Genomic DNA, 14168 nt, shown 5'->3' with positions numbered 1-14168 from the left:
TACGCGCTTCCATCATATGCCGGTGCTTTCTGAAACTTGACCCGGTTCTCCCTCGCGCCGCTCCTATCTGGCTCCTGGAATCCGGGTCGTTCCAAGGAGTCATCATGGCAAAGATCAAGCTCACCAAGACCGCCGTAGAGTCGGCGCAACCCCAGGCGAAGGACATCGAACTACGGGATACCGTCGTGCCCGGCTTCCTTTGCAAGATTACCTCGACGGGACGCCGGGTGTTCATGCTCCAGTACCGCACGAACTCTGGCCAGCCCCGCAAGCCCTCGCTGGGACTCTACGGGGAGCTAACCGTCGAACAGGCGCGGGTCAAAGCGCAGGACTGGCTGGCCGAGGTTCGCCGGGGTGGTGATCCCGGCGGTGCCAAGGCCGAGGCGCGCAAGGCGCCCACGATGGCCGAGTTGTGCAAAAAGTTCATGGAGGACTACTCCAAGAAGCGCAACAAGGTCAGCACGCAGGACGGCTACCAGGGCGTCATCGACCGCAACATCATCCCGCTGCTGGGCCGCAAGAAGGTGCATGACGTGAAGCGGCCCGACATTGCGGGGCTCATGGAAAAGCTGGCCTACAAGCCGACCGAGGCCAACAAGACCTTCGGCGTGCTGCGCAAGATGTTCAACTTGGCCGAAGTCTGGGGCTTCCGCCCGGACGGCACGAATCCGTGCCGCCACGTCCCGATGTACCCGCCGGGCAAGGAAACCCGGCTCATCGTGGACGAGGAAATGGTGCGGATCTTCCGCCAGTTGGAGAAACTGGAGGCGGAGGGGCTGGAGAACTACGTCATCCCGTTGGCGATCCGGCTGCAATTCGAGTTTGCGGCGCGGCGCTCCGAAATCTGCCCGCTCGAATGGAGCTGGCTGGACTTCGAGAACCGGCGCGTGGTGTGGCCCGACAGCAAGGTTGGCGGCATTTCCAAGCCCATGAGCGAGGAAGCCTATCGGCTGCTTTCGACGGCGCCGCGTCTGGAAGGCTGCCCTTACGTCCTGCCGTCGCCGAACGACCCGGCCAAGCACCTGACCTTTGGCGAGCACTATGGCGGCTGGTGCCGGACGCTCAAGGCCGCCAGCGTGCCGCACGTAGGCACGCACGGCATCCGTCATCGCTCGACCACCGACATTGCCAATTCCGGTGTGCCGACCAAAGTGGGAATGAAGCTGACGGGCCACAAGACCGTGGCGATGTTCATGCACTACGTCCACACCGAGGACAAGCCGGTGCGCGAGGCGGCCGAGCTGGTGGCCAGCCGCCGCCAAGCCATCACGGGCGCGCGGCAGCTTGCGGAGGCGGTGGCATGAACGGGCGCCGGCCATCAGCAGCATCGCTCGCAGCGCCCGCGGCGCTGCTGGGCGACATTCGGGCACTGATCGAGGCGGCGCGCTTGCGCGCCGCCTCGACGGTGAATAGCGAGCTTACGATGCTCTACTGGCGCATCGGCCAACGCATCCACACGCAGGTCTTGGACAGGCGCCGGGGCGCCTACGGCAAGGAAGTTCTGCCCACCTTGGCTGCGCAGTTGGTGGAGGAGTACGGCAGCAGCTTTGCAGAGCAGAACTTGCGCCGCATGGTGCAGTTCGCCGCCACCTTCCCCGACGAGCGAATTCTCGTATCACTGATACGAGAATTGAGCTGGACGCACTTCATCGCCCTGATGCCGCTGAAAGACCCGCTCCAGCGGGACTACTACGCACAGATGGCCAGCACCCAACGCTGGAGCGTGCGGACGCTGCGCGAGCGTATCGACTCGATGCTGTACGAGCGCACGGCGCTTTCCCAAAAGCCGGAAGAAACCATAGCGCAGGAGTTGGCGACCCTGCGCGATGCGCAGCGCATGTCGCCGGCCCTGGTCATGCGCGACCCGTACATCCTCGACTTCCTGGGCCTGCGGGACACTTGGCAGGAAGGCGACTTGGAAGCGGCGATCATCCGTGAAATGGAGTCCTTCCTGCTGGAGCTGGGCGCGGGCTTCTCATTCGTCGCCCGGCAGAAGCGCATTCCGATCGACGACGAGGATTTCCACCTTGACCTTCTGTTCTACAACCGCAAGCTGCGGCGGCTGGTTGCGGTGGAGTTGAAGGTAGGTGACTTCAAGGCGGCCTACAAAGGGCAGATGGAGCTTTACCTTCGGTGGCTAGACAAGCACGAACGGGAGCCGGAGGAAGCCTCGCCGCTCGGGATCATCCTTTGCACCGGCAAGAAGCGCGAGCAGATCGAATTGCTGGAGCTGGACAAGTCCGGCATCCACGTTGCCGAGTATCTGACCGCCTTGCCGCCGAGGGGCGTGCTGGTGGAGCGGCTGCAACAGGCAACGCAACGGGCGCAGTTGCAAATCGAGCAGCGCAAGACGGACAACGAGTAGTCCTGTCCCAAGCAGTCGGGCGTCCCGGCGTGCCGCCGTCGCGCTGTCGTGCTGCGCATCGAGCTTCGCTGCGCGAGTCTCGCCCCTGTCGGGCTTCCATCACTGACGCCTCCGTCCCGGCTCGTTGATCCGGGCCTGCGCGCTCCGCTTGCCAAAAATCGACTCTGTGCAGTGGGCGGGTGTGGGCGGTCTTGCTGTTCCCTTCACCGTATCACGGCGTTCTCGCCGTCAAGGGCGGCGCGCGCCATGCGCGCTTGCGTCCTGGCGGCCGTCTGCGACCCCTGACTGCTTGCGCTGCGCCGTGCTGCCGCCGGTTCCGGGCAATTCCGCCCGAGCAACCGGAGCACGATCATGTCGCAACTGTCCTTTCCCTCGTTCGATTCCTGTCTGCTGGTGCGCGACGCGCACGGGCGCTATCTACCGGCATCGGCCGACGACATTCTGGAAGCTGCGCGCCAGGTCATTGACCGGAAAATGCGGCGCGGAGCAGAGTTCACTTCGCCGGCGGCGGTCAAGGAATACTTGCGTACAAAGTTGGCCAGCTTCGAGCATGAGGTGTTCGTAGTGCTGTTCATGGATACGCGCCATCGTCTGATCGAATACAGGGAGATGTTCCACGGCACTATTGACGGTGCGTCGGTGTATCCGCGCGAAGTGGTCAAGGAGGCGCTGCGGCTCAATGCGGCGGCGGTCGTCGTTTCGCACAACCATCCGAGCGGAAACCCCGAGCCGAGCGCGGCTGACCGGGCGCTGACCCAGCGGCTCAAGGAAGCGTTGGGTCTGGTGGACGTGCGCGTGCTCGATCACATCATCGTTGCGGGCAACGAAACGGCATCGTTCGCCGAGCATGGGCTGATCTAGCCCAAGGGGCTTCGGCCCCTTTTTGCTGCGCCTGGTGGCATAGCTATGGCCCTCGCGGCCTGATGCTCAGGCCGTCGCAACCTGAATCATCTCGTCGTAATGTTTCTTGTCCACCTCTTCCAGCCACTGGAAGATGTTCCCGATGACGCTGTGGCTTTCGCCTGCCAAGTTTTCTGCGGATTCCTCTGTTATCTCAATAACGTCGCTATGTGAATACTTATTGATAAAGCGGTAGATTTTTTCTTTAAGCTCTGGTGTCGTGATGGTGCAATCTTTTAGGCCAGCCTCCATCAATTGACTAATGTCGCTTCGACGCCTTGGATATTTGAAGGTGAAAAACGATTCAACAAGCTTTCGGGCGAGGTTGGCGGTCAAGAACGCCTCATCTCGATTGAGTGTTGTGTGCGCCCTATATTCGTAGAGCTTCTTGAAGATATAGTGGTACTCGGAACCGTAGTTCTTGAGTGAGTCGTCGGCATCCACAAGTAGGGAGTGACGAGGGGAGCCAGGTGGCGCATCCAGGCGATAAAAGAAGCAATTCTCGGCGTTGCCTTTTTTGACTCGATTCCTATTGGTGCCAGTGAACCAGTCTCTCACTAGCTTAAAGTAAGTGAAGTTGTGAGTCAGCACAAAAAGTTGCTTGGCTTCAGTGCATTGCGTTCTCAAAAACGAGTAGGCGTGAAACAAGTGATTAGAATCAAAGCTTGAGACCGGATCGTCAACGACGACGATCGTATCCTTGATGTTATTTCCATTTTCTTTGAGCTTCGTGATGAAATAGACAAATGCAATCGCAGTTTTCTCACCTTCGCTCAAATTCCCATCGTGCTCACCAACCCCGTTTCTGATGATCTCATAGCCTTTCTTCTTCTGATTGAAGTTCAGGCAAAGCTCAGAGCGGCCAATGAAGCGATGCAGGATGTCATTGAACTCCTTTGCCCCGACCGTTTCATTCGAGAGCGCCGCTTCTATGGCTCCGACCTCTAGACTAATTTTTTCAATTTCCTTATGGTCGTTCTTTGCTTCTGACTCAAGGTCATTGCACTTCTTCTCACTTCCAGCATAGTCAAACTCTTGCACCTCAGCCGCAGCAAAGTGAAGCTCCAGTGCCACCTTGCTTTTTGAGGTCTCAGATTTGAAATTTGAAGTCTTATTGTTGTGCTTTCCAACGAGAGCAACAATCGATTTCAGGATGTCATTGAAATTGGTGACATCGTCTTCAACCACATCCGAGATCTGAATGTCTGTCTTCCCAGGGTCTGTGATCTTGGCCTTCAGGGCTTCCCGCCAGGCGTCGATTTGCTGGTCGATCTTTTCAGCAGCAGTTGCGTAGTCCTTTTGAAGCTTCTCTGCCTCGGCCGATAGTTCTTTATAAAACTCGGTCGATGCGGGAAACTGATTAGCTGGAGCGCCTTGAGATTCAATCCATGTCGCCGCGTTCTGAAGTCGGCTCTGAAACTCCGTGAACTCCTTGCTGAAGTGGGCAGCAAGCGCCTCGGCACGAAGCTGGGCGAACGGAGAGCCGCAGAACTCGCAGGATTGCGAGTCGTGGTTTTTATGGATTTCCAAGCCTGCTTGAACCCATTCGCGGATTTCCGGGTTATCGGTCAGCCGCTGGATTGCTTGATTGACCGCCGTAGTCCCAATCAAATCTCTGATGCGGCCCGCCGCTTTCTTAAAGTAGTCCGGCTCAATGGCCGTTGAGGCGAAAGCAATGCTTGGAAGCTGATCTGGCTTGGCGGCATTCGTAAGGTCGATAACCCTCTCATCTGGAAGAACCGACTCCGCCTTGATAATTGTCTCGCCGTTATTCTGTATGAAGTTGAAGAGCTTGCGGCGGTCGTAATTCAAGTAATAACTGTCGCTCGTATCAATCGCCTGAAGTCCAAGCTTCATTTTCTTGGCAGCATTGGTCAGGAACTTCTCTAATGCCTCACGCTGCTTCTTGATATCGCTTTGCTTGTCGTCGTGAGCCTTCTTTTTCGACTGAAGCTCGCTCTTCAGCTTCTCCAGCTTCTGCAAGTCATCAATCTTCTCTTTCGCAATAAGAAGGATGCTCTTTACGGATTTGTCCCAATCAATGTTCTCATGCACGAAGCGTTGATTGAAAACATGAATATTCAATTGGGATGAGTGGAGTGTGGATTCCGTGATCGTTGAGCCATCCTCCAGAACTACTGAAAATTGGCCCGTGCTGAAGCGGGGAACCATCGAGCGAAGCTCAAAGCAAGAGAATAGATTCGATAACGTTGACTTGCCTGTTCCATTCCAACCATAGACCAGGTTGTACCGGCCGAACTTTTGGATCTTCGTTCCATTGAAGTCGCTGAAGATTCCGAACTGTTTGAGGCGGTTGATGCAGACAATCATCTCTATATCTCCGTGTTCTTGCTTTCCCATCATTTGCTTGCGAAACAAATGGTAAACGAAGAGTCCTCTTGCGTCTCCGCTTCGCGGATCGCGCTGCTCCAGGTTCGCTAGTCGCTCATCCCTGGCGGGACTGGCTTCGCCAGCCTTCCGCATCGCTGACGCCTACGGCCCGGCTTCCAGCTTCGGGCCTGCGCGCTTCGCTTGCGTGCGGTCAGCACAAAGGGATGGCCGTTGCCTTGTCCAGCCGTCTCCCCTGACTTCATCACCTTACCCGCGACCGTAGCCCGCGACCGTGTGCCGTCAAGGCGCGCAGGGCCGTGTCCTCGGCTGCGCCTGCGGGCCGCACCAACCCTGCGCTTGGCTCCTTGACGGCCCCCGTCCGCGCGCTCCTTTGGGCGCGGGCGATGAACTCAGGAAAGACGGTGGCAACAGGGCCAACCGGGTTCCTCGTGCCGACCGCACCAAACAGCCGAAAGGCTGGGCTCCGAATCTAGAAATCCGGTGTGCGGTGTGAACAGCAAACCTCTTTTGTCAGGAGAAAGACCATGCAACTCGCATCCCGTTTCGCTTTCCGCTCCCCCTCGCTGCGCAGCGATTACCCGCTGTCCGACGACCAGATTCACCGCGTGGCCCCGTCCATCTTCGCGGATGCCCCGCACGAGAGCCGTTCGCAGCGGTACGCCTATATCCCCACCGCCGCCGTGCTGACCGAGCTTCGCAAAGAAGGCTTCCAGCCTTTCATGGTGACGCAAACCCGCGTGCGCGACGAAGGCAAGCGCGAGCACACCAAACACATGATTCGCTTGCGCCATGCCAGCCAGATCAACGGCGCGGAGGCCAACGAAATCGTGCTGCTGAACTCGCACGACGGCACCAGCAGCTATCAGATGCTGGCCGGAATGTTCCGGTTCGTGTGCAGCAATGGCCTTGTCTGCGGCAACACCGTGGCCGATGTGCGAGTGCCCCATAAAGGCGACGTGGCCGGTCTGGTCATTGAGGGGGCTTACGAAGTCTTGAGCGGTTTCGATCGGGTGAAGGAATCGCGCGATGCCATGCGCGGCATCACCTTGGACGATGGCGAATCCGAAGTGTTCGCCCGCGCCGCGCTCGCCCTCAAGTACGACGACCCCGACAAGCCCGCGCCCATCACGGAATCGCAAATCCTGATGCCGCGCCGCTTCGACGACCGCCGCCCCGACCTGTGGAGCGTGTTCAACCGCACCCAAGAAAACCTGACCCAAGGCGGGCTGCGTGGCCGCAGCGCCAACGGGCGCCGACAGCAAACCCGCCCGGTGCAGGGCATCGACCAAAACATCCGACTAAATCGCGCCCTCTGGCTGCTGGCCGATGGCATGCGCCAGTTGAAAGCCTGAATCCCCACGCGGCAGGGGCAGGCAGCAGCCCTTGTCGCTTTCTTCGCTGCTGCATCCCTGAACCGATAGGAGTTATCACCATGAACGCCGTTACCCAAACCGAAGCCCGCGCCATCAACACCGCCGCCGCTATCCCGCTGGAAGCCGCTGATCCGACCAAGAACCTGATTCTGGTTCCGCTGTCGCGGCTGGTGTCGCGTCCCACTGGCCGCAACGTGCGCAAGACCCCGCGCATGTCCATTCCCGAACTCGCCGCCAGCATCCAGCGTGTCGGCCTGCTGCAAAACCTCATCGTGATTGCCGCCGCCGATGGCGAGCATTACGAGGTCGTGGCCGGTGACCGTCGCCTCGCAGCGTTGAAGCTGCTGGCGAAAAAGCACCGCATTAGCAAGGAATGGGAGGTGCCTTGCCTGCTGGTGGCCGATGGCACCGCCCGCACGGCCAGCCTCACCGAGAACGTGCAGCGCGAAGCCATGCACCCCGCCGACCAGTTCGAGGCGTTCGCCGCGCTCGTGGCCGAAGGCCGCAGCATCGAGGACATTGCAGCGGATTTCAGCGTCACGCCGCTGGTGGTGCAGCGCCGTCTGAAACTCGCCAACGTGTCGCCGCGCCTGCTGGCCGACTACCGGGCCGAGGCCGTGAGCCTTGACCAGTTGATGGCCCTCGCCATCACCGACGACCATGCTGCGCAGGAAGCCGCGTTCTACGATGCGCCCACATGGCAGCGCGGCCCGCACAACCTGCGCGACCGCCTGACCGAACGCGAAATCGACGCCTACCGGCATCCGCTGGTGCGCTTTGTCGGGCTGGACGGCTACGAGCAGGAAGGCGGTGGCATCCGCCGCGACCTGTTCGCGGAGGGCGACAAAGGCGTGTATCTGACCGATGCCGCACTGCTGGAACGGCTGGCGCAGGACAAGCTGGCAGGTATCGCCGCCAAGGTGCAGGCCGAGGGCTGGGCGTGGGTGGATGCCACGCCGGGCATGACCCATGCCGATCTGCAAGCCTTCCAGCGTGCGCCAAGGGAACGCCGCAGTCCGAACAAGCGCGACGCGCAGCGCATCGAGAAGCTGCAAACCAAGCTGCACGAACTGGCCGAGGCGGTGGATGCCGCGCTGGACGACGAGGACGAGGAAAAGGCCGATGCCTTGCAGGAAGAAGGCGAACGCCTGGGCGAGCAGTTGCAGGCGCTGGAAGATGGCTTGCTGGACTATGCGGCCAACGTGAAGGCCGCAGCCGGTGCCATTGTCACCATCGACCGCGACGGGCAGGCCGCGATTCATCGCGGGCTGCTGCGCGAAGCGGAGGCCAAGGCACTGCGCACGCTGGAGCGGCTGCGGCAGGGTTTCGGCAGCGAAGGCGAAGCCGCGAACGAGGACGCAGGCGAGGACGACGAGCAGCCCAAGACCGCCGCCATGTCTGACCGACTGGCGCAGCGGTTGAGCGCGCACCGTACCGCTGCGCTGCAAATCGAAGTTGCACGGCATCCGCAAGCAGCGCTGGCCGCCGTGGTGCATGGCATGGTGCAGACCGTCTTGCAGGAAAGGCACTACGGGCACGACCTGCCGCTGGGTGTGCGCCTCACGGTGCAAGACCGGCTGGAAGGCATGGCCCCGGACTGGCCGGAATCACCCGCCGCCGTGGCGCTGCGCGAACTGCAACAGGTGGCAGGCGAAACCTTGCCGGAGGACAGCGCCGAACTGTTCGCCGCGCTGCTGGCGAAATCACAGGATGAACTGGTGCGGCTGTTGGCCGTGTGCTTAGCTTCCACGGTGGACGTGGTGACGCCTCGCGCCACGCCGCACCAGCCCGGCGCGGAACTGGCGCAGGCCGTGGGGCTGGATATGGCCGCGTGGTGGCAGCCCACCAATGAGGGTTACTTCCGGCATGTGCCGAAGGCCGCGATTCTGGAAGCCGTTGGCGGGTTCGCGCCCTCGCACGTCACCCGACTGGCGAAGTTGAAGAAGGGCGACATTGCCAGCGAAGCCGAACGGCTGGCCGCTGGCACCGGCTGGATGCCCGCCATCTTCCGCTCCGAAGGCCCGCAGCAGACCGGGCAGGACGCGCCGGCGGATGGCGAAGCCGAAGCACAGGAAGAAGTGGCCGCCGTGGCGGATGACCAGCCGCAGGCCGAGGCTTTGGCCGCGTGACTTCGCACCGTAGATAGCGCCCCGGTTCCGGCCGGGGCGCTTCATGTTGAGGATGCCTGCCATGACCCACCAACCCGCAAACCGCCCCCGCATAGCTGCGACCTATGCCTCCGGCACGGTGCGCGCCCGCCGCTGGCACGGCGACGGCGACGTGCGCGGCTACCGTCCGCCGCGTGGCTGGACGGCCCGCGCCGACCTGACCGATCTGCATCCCCTCACGGGCCGCGCCTTGCCGCGCGCCGTGTGGTGGATCATCGAAACCAAGGAATAACGAGCCGCACCGGCCCCAAGCCGTGCCGCCTTGGGGCCGGTGGTCGAAAACTCCGGGCGCGGCGGTGGCCGCGCCCGGTTTCACTGCTCAAAGCCAAAACGCCCCATCGCCGCCTTCGGACAGGCGGCGATGGGGCCACGCACAAGGGCGCTCGTGCGCGAAATCCACGAAGCCAGCAAGTGTGGCGGCGCATCGCGCCGCCAACGATTCGACCGAGCCCCGCCGCAATGGGCGGGGCTGGTGTGGCTACGCCCCGGCTTGCTGCGGCAGGTTGCACGAAAGCGTGCCGTCCCCGACGCTGGCGGTTCGTTGTCTGTACGTCACGAAAGACGGTTCACCGACACGCCGCCCAGCCTCGCTTCTATGGAGCTTCCACACCACGCCTCAGTATGTGGCCGTGAGCTGCGGCAGGGGCGCTCTGGCCTTGTCGTCGGGGCATTGACCTGGCCCGCGTCAGGGCGCAAGCCGGTGCAGCCGTCACGCGGGGATGCCGAGTTGGCCACGTCTCCATTCGGGAGCGGGCGGCCTGTGCGTCCTTGTCTTGTTGTGAATCCTGGCGGTGGCGCGGCTGCGCCTTGTGCTTGATGGCCGCAACCTTGCAGCGAAAACAATTTCCCCTGCGCTGCGCGCATTCCTCGCGGGACAAATTCTTTTCGCTTCCAGGTTCTCCACGTTGTTGCGACCGCTGTGCGGTGCGACCAGCCCATCCCCCGCCGGCCGGATCACAACAAGGACGCACTGGCGCGACCTTGTTCAACCCGAAAGGAGAAACATCATGGCTAACATCGGCACCTTCACCGCAGAGAAAGACGGCTTCACCGGCACGCTTCGCACCCTGACGCTCAACGTCAAGGTCAAGCTGGTTCCCAACGACAAGGGCGACACCGAGAACGCCCCCGACTTCCACCTGCAAGCGGCTGGCCACGAAGTCGGCGCAGCGTGGAAGAAGACCAGCGAGGCCGGGCGGGAATACCTGTCCGTATCCATCGACGACCCTTCGTTCCCGGCGACGGTCTATGCCCGCCTGATCGAGAACGAGGACGGCACGCACGACCTGATCTGGTCGCGCAACAAGCCGAAGGCGGCCTGACAGCCGCTTACCGCGTCCCGCCCACTGCGGCGGGGCGCGATGCTGCTGATCGCAGCACCGCACGCGCAGGATTTCTGCTGCTGCCGCGTGCTGGATACGCCCGTCACGGCGGGCCTGCATGCGTGCCTTGTGGCTCGCAATCCGTGTCAACGAGCGGTGTGTGGCGTGTCGGCGCTGTAAGCGCCGCCGGGCTTTCGGGCTTCGCCCCGTGCCGGCAAGCCGTCACGGCCATCCGGCTTCAATCCCTCACGCCTTCGCGCCTGCGGCGCTGCGCGCTCCGCTTGCTGCAATTCAGTACCACACGCCAACGCGCTAAGGCGTGTCGGGCTCTTCCAATATCGCCCTGAGTTCCTGGCGCACCTGTGCCAGCAATTCATCAGCTTCGCGGGTGCTGTCACCGGCATAAGCCAATGTGAGCAGCGTGAGCGGATGCACTTCCATGACCTCGCACAGATCGGCCAGCTTCTGGATGGTTGGGCTTTTCAGGTCGCGCTCCAGCGTGCTCATGTAGGTGCGACTGGACACGTTGGAGAACGCTTCCTGGCTCAAACCACGCGCCTTCCTTACCGTCCGAATCGCCGCTGCCAATGAGTTCTTCGCTGCCACCTATGGTTTCCCCAAAAAACCAAGATGACAGCCCATTGCGCCCTATAGGACTACAATCTATAGTGTTCATTTGGTGGTGATGTTTTCCTTTTCCGTGCTTTTACGGAGATCCGCATCTGCGGATTTCCTCAGACCCAGGGAACCGCATCCGTGTCTTTCCTGACTTCCACCAATACGCCTTCGTGCCTCTCCGCTTTTGCGGCTTCGTGCGCTTGCGCATACGTGCATCCGTCCGCAGGCACAGATGCGCCTCGGCGATTGCGTGTGTTCGTGGAAGGGGCGCGGCCTTGACCACGCTTGTCACCGAGGAAGACCGGGTGCACCTACTGGCCCACGGCCTCACCCGCGCCGCAGGCCAGGAATGTGACCCGCTGCCCGTGGTGCGCCTGTTCACACCGGACGCACATGCGACCTGGCTATTGGCCGCGCTCGATCCGACCGATGGCGATACGGCCTACGGCCTGATCGACCTCGGGATCGGGATGCCTGCCCTGGCGACGGTGAAGCTGTCCGATCTGGCGTCCATCGTCGGGCCGCTCAAGCAGCCCGTGATACGAGATCGGTATTTCCAGCCGACGCGGCCGCTGTCGGAATACGTTCGACTGGCTCAGGAAAACGGTTCGATCACCGATTGACGCATTCCAGCGCGACCAGGCAAAAAGTATCGCATTGTGACTATTTCGGTCTTAGCCAAGACCTGGCAAGTCTTGATCCGCATGCTTGCACCAGGGTGGTGCGCTCCTGACCAAAACAGTCATGATGCCAGGCGCGAGATTCGGCACGGTGTTCAATGCTGCACCCCATTTCCGGGCGGTGCAGTCGTCGCATTTAGACGATTTCGGCAATGCACTGGAGCGAATCTGTCTTGACACCAGCAGTTAAAGCGTAACCCGAGTTTGATGACCACTTGATGGCGATTCGATAGCTCCCGCACAGCGGAATTGTGGCGACGTTCCCAGAAACAGGGAGGTTTCGCCATGACTGACCGCAGCAGCCAACACTGGTATCCCACGGCCGCGTATCTCTACACGCTGCACCTCGATGGCCCAGCGCTGGCTTGGGAGTATTTGCGCAGGAATCCAAGCTACCGGCGCGACTGGCTACGCCGGCGTCGCAAGCCTGATGCGGCGCAGGCCTGGGGCCTGCGCCTGCTGGAAGATCCCGGCCTGGATGCGCGCGACGCACATCCTGCTTGGTTCCCCGATCACGATGCCGTGGTGCAGCTATACCCCGACGCCGACCCACCACCCGATGCGCATACCTTCGAGTTCTGGCGCATTCCTGGGCGCAAGCAACTGACCCACGACGGCAAGCGCCTGGTGCTCGTATCGCATTGGCCAGGCTGCTGCGTTCGGCTGGCACTCGCACCCGACCTGGAAGATGGTTCGGCCTATCTCTACGCCACACGCGCCTGCGCCACGCCCTGTGCGCGCTACCGCACGCTCGCTGCGAAGCTGGATGCGCTATCTGCCGCAACCGTGGCCACGCCTGTGGCAACAGCCCGCTCCCGCCCCACGCCCGCCGCGCTGCTGGAACTGCATACCTTGCAAGCGCTCGACGCGACCCTCGCGGGAGCCTCCTTGCGCGAGGTGGGCGAAGGTCTGTTCGGCGCGGATGCCGTCGCGGCCGACTGGCACAAAGACAGTGCATTGCGTGCCCGCGTACGGCGGCTGGTACGCCGCGGCGATGAGCTGATGCACGGCGGCTACCGCCGACTAGCGCAGCTTCCAATGTTCCCGTCGCATTAGGGGGGACGTTTCTCGACCCGTGCGAATCGTCCCTTAGCAAGAAGCCTTGCTTTCTTGAGAGTGCCTCTATCCGGCCGCGTGGTGTGGCCGGGCTTGATGGAGGTACATCCCATGCGACCTGCTCCCTCGCGGCCTGCCGCCGCTGCCGTCACTGCGACCTCGCAGCCTCAACGCTACCTGACAAACGACGAAGCCGCCGACTACCTGCGGCTGTCGCCGCGCACGCTGGAGAAGCAGCGGGTGATCGGCGGCGGCCCCAAGTTCCGCAAGTTCGGCCGCCGCGTCATGTACGCGGTGTCCGACCTCGATGCCTGGGCCGACCAGCGCAGCTACGAGGCCACGTCCGATCCCGAATACGCCGAGCGCCACGCGGGCGACTACCGTGATGGCCGCTGATCGTCGGCGCGTGGGTGGCCTTCGCCATGTCCAGCCCGCCAGGGCAAGCCTTGCCGCAGCGCGAACAGCTCGATCTGTTCCGCGCGCTGCCGGGCGACATGGCGCCACGCGATTCCCAGGACTTGATGGCCTTTCCGTTCTTCTCGCTTGCCAAGTCGCGGCGCACGGCGCCGATCGACTTCCGCAGCGGGAACGTCACCATTCGCGTGGAAGGCACGCAGGAGCACGGCATCGCAACGATATGGGATGCCGACGTGCTGATATGGGCCGCCTCGCAGATCGTGGAGGCGCGCGACGCGGGCCTGCGCCCGTCGCGCTGGATACGCGCCACGCCTTACGAGATTTTGCGCTTCATCGGGCGCGGCACGTCCCTCAACGACTACCAGCGCCTGAAGGCCGCCCTCGACCGGCTGCAATCGACCACGGTGGCCACGTCCATCCGCGAAACCACGGGAAGGCGCTTGCATCGCTTCTCGTGGATCAACGAGTGGAAGGAACTCGCCGACGCCAGCGGCACCCCGCTGGGCATCGAGCTGATCTTGCCGGACTGGTTCTATGCCGGCGTGCTCGACGCCGCCCTGGTGCTGACCATCGACCCGGCCTATTTCCGCTTGAAGGGCGGTATCGAACGCTGGCTGTACCGCCTGGTGCGCAAGCATGGCGGGCGGCAGGAGCACGGCTGGCAATTCGACTTCCGACACCTGTACCGCAAATCCGGCAGCGCGGCCCGCTTCTCGGACTTCGCCTACGACGTGCGCGCCCTGGTGGCGCGGCAGTCGTTGCCCGGCTACGTCCTCGGCATCGAGCGGATGCCGGACGACAACACCGAGCTGCTGACCTTCCGGCCCGTGCCGCACGCGGCACGGGGATAACTGCGGGAGAACCTGTGGACGGCCTCGTGCTATCAGGAGTACCGGGTATCGTGCTATCAGGAGTAC

Annotated in this window: 13 protein-coding genes; 11 read left to right on the top strand and 2 right to left on the bottom strand. The window is 62.2% G+C overall.

The window, feature by feature from the left end:
- Nucleotides 1–104: 104 nt before the first annotated feature.
- From PSH76_RS17835 to radC, 3 genes are all read left to right on the top strand, one after another.
- Nucleotides 105–1304, top strand: coding sequence for a site-specific integrase (locus PSH76_RS17835; protein ID WP_001062689.1), 1200 nt, complete (start codon nucleotides 105–107; stop codon nucleotides 1302–1304).
- A complete protein-coding gene (locus tag PSH76_RS17830) occupies nucleotides 1301–2365 on the top strand; it encodes a YhcG family protein (RefSeq protein ID WP_003092331.1) in 1065 nt (354 codons plus the stop codon). The genes PSH76_RS17835 and PSH76_RS17830 overlap by 4 nt, the downstream gene beginning before the upstream one ends.
- A gap of 351 nt (nucleotides 2366–2716) precedes the next feature.
- On the top strand, nucleotides 2717–3226 hold the full coding sequence (radC, locus tag PSH76_RS17825; protein ID WP_003092330.1) for a DNA repair protein RadC: 510 nt from the start codon (nucleotides 2717–2719) through the stop codon (nucleotides 3224–3226).
- Nucleotides 3227–3292: 66 nt separating this feature from the next.
- On the opposite strand, the gene PSH76_RS17820 is transcribed toward radC, so the two are convergent.
- The gene (locus PSH76_RS17820) at nucleotides 3293–5596 is read right to left on the bottom strand and encodes an AAA family ATPase (RefSeq protein ID WP_006379607.1); all 2304 of its coding nucleotides are present in this window, start codon (nucleotides 5594–5596) and stop codon (nucleotides 3293–3295) included.
- 545 nt (nucleotides 5597–6141) lie between these two features.
- Between PSH76_RS17820 and PSH76_RS17815 the strand changes: the two genes are divergently transcribed.
- The 4 genes from PSH76_RS17815 to PSH76_RS17800 all read left to right on the top strand — a co-directional run bounded on the left by PSH76_RS17815 (nucleotide 6142) and on the right by PSH76_RS17800 (nucleotide 10480).
- Nucleotides 6142–6969 (top strand): DUF932 domain-containing protein, encoded by an 828-nt coding sequence (locus PSH76_RS17815; RefSeq protein WP_003092327.1) that lies wholly within the window; start codon nucleotides 6142–6144, stop codon nucleotides 6967–6969.
- 80 nt (nucleotides 6970–7049) lie between these two features.
- Entirely contained in the window at nucleotides 7050–9119 is a 2070-nt protein-coding gene (locus tag PSH76_RS17810) for a ParB/RepB/Spo0J family partition protein (protein ID WP_000994919.1), read from the top strand.
- 61 nt (nucleotides 9120–9180) lie between these two features.
- The gene (locus tag PSH76_RS17805) at nucleotides 9181–9390 is read left to right on the top strand and encodes a hypothetical protein (protein ID WP_022580212.1); all 210 of its coding nucleotides are present in this window, start codon (nucleotides 9181–9183) and stop codon (nucleotides 9388–9390) included.
- 775 nt (nucleotides 9391–10165) lie between these two features.
- Nucleotides 10166–10480 (top strand): DUF736 domain-containing protein, encoded by a 315-nt coding sequence (locus tag PSH76_RS17800; RefSeq protein ID WP_001273857.1) that lies wholly within the window; start codon nucleotides 10166–10168, stop codon nucleotides 10478–10480.
- A gap of 312 nt (nucleotides 10481–10792) precedes the next feature.
- Here PSH76_RS17800 and PSH76_RS17795 read toward each other — a convergent pair whose 3' ends face one another.
- Nucleotides 10793–11086, bottom strand: a complete 294-nt coding sequence (locus PSH76_RS17795) for a helix-turn-helix domain-containing protein (protein WP_006379425.1) — start codon at nucleotides 11084–11086, stop codon at nucleotides 10793–10795.
- Nucleotides 11087–11373: 287 nt separating this feature from the next.
- Here PSH76_RS17795 and PSH76_RS17790 point away from each other — a divergent pair, with 287 nt between their 5' ends.
- From PSH76_RS17790 to PSH76_RS17775, 4 genes are all read left to right on the top strand, one after another.
- On the top strand, nucleotides 11374–11721 hold the full coding sequence (locus tag PSH76_RS17790; protein ID WP_016487838.1) for a DUF2958 domain-containing protein: 348 nt from the start codon (nucleotides 11374–11376) through the stop codon (nucleotides 11719–11721).
- 342 nt (nucleotides 11722–12063) lie between these two features.
- Nucleotides 12064–12834, top strand: coding sequence for a DUF2285 domain-containing protein (locus tag PSH76_RS17785; RefSeq protein WP_003092318.1), 771 nt, complete (start codon nucleotides 12064–12066; stop codon nucleotides 12832–12834).
- 111 nt (nucleotides 12835–12945) lie between these two features.
- Entirely contained in the window at nucleotides 12946–13230 is a 285-nt protein-coding gene (locus PSH76_RS17780) for an AlpA family transcriptional regulator (protein ID WP_001247107.1), read from the top strand.
- Between the two features lie 26 nt (nucleotides 13231–13256).
- Nucleotides 13257–14102 carry a replication initiator protein A gene (locus tag PSH76_RS17775; RefSeq protein WP_022652188.1) on the top strand — a complete coding sequence of 282 codons (846 nt, stop codon included), beginning with the start codon at nucleotides 13257–13259 and terminating at the stop codon, nucleotides 14100–14102.
- Nucleotides 14103–14168: the final 66 nt, after the last annotated feature.

The organism is Pseudomonas sp. FP215 (genome assembly GCF_030687795.1).
In the GTDB taxonomy this organism is placed as follows: Bacteria; Pseudomonadota; Gammaproteobacteria; order Pseudomonadales; family Pseudomonadaceae; genus Aquipseudomonas; species Aquipseudomonas salmasensis.
This window is presented reverse-complemented; position numbering and strand designations above follow the sequence as displayed.

Coding starts and splice junctions, on each gene's coding strand:
- PSH76_RS17835 (WP_001062689.1), top strand. CDS start 105: ATGGCAAAGATCAAGCTCACCAAGACCGCCGTAGAGTCGGCGCAACCC.
- PSH76_RS17805 (WP_022580212.1), top strand. CDS start 9,181: ATGACCCACCAACCCGCAAACCGCCCCCGCATAGCTGCGACCTATGCC.
- PSH76_RS17820 (WP_006379607.1), bottom strand. CDS start 5,596: ATGATTGTCTGCATCAACCGCCTCAAACAGTTCGGAATCTTCAGCGAC.
- PSH76_RS17815 (WP_003092327.1), top strand. CDS start 6,142: ATGCAACTCGCATCCCGTTTCGCTTTCCGCTCCCCCTCGCTGCGCAGC.
- PSH76_RS17800 (WP_001273857.1), top strand. CDS start 10,166: ATGGCTAACATCGGCACCTTCACCGCAGAGAAAGACGGCTTCACCGGC.
- PSH76_RS17810 (WP_000994919.1), top strand. CDS start 7,050: ATGAACGCCGTTACCCAAACCGAAGCCCGCGCCATCAACACCGCCGCC.
- PSH76_RS17830 (WP_003092331.1), top strand. CDS start 1,301: ATGAACGGGCGCCGGCCATCAGCAGCATCGCTCGCAGCGCCCGCGGCG.
- PSH76_RS17775 (WP_022652188.1), top strand. CDS start 13,257: ATGTCCAGCCCGCCAGGGCAAGCCTTGCCGCAGCGCGAACAGCTCGAT.
- PSH76_RS17785 (WP_003092318.1), top strand. CDS start 12,064: ATGACTGACCGCAGCAGCCAACACTGGTATCCCACGGCCGCGTATCTC.
- PSH76_RS17780 (WP_001247107.1), top strand. CDS start 12,946: ATGCGACCTGCTCCCTCGCGGCCTGCCGCCGCTGCCGTCACTGCGACC.
- radC (WP_003092330.1), top strand. CDS start 2,717: ATGTCGCAACTGTCCTTTCCCTCGTTCGATTCCTGTCTGCTGGTGCGC.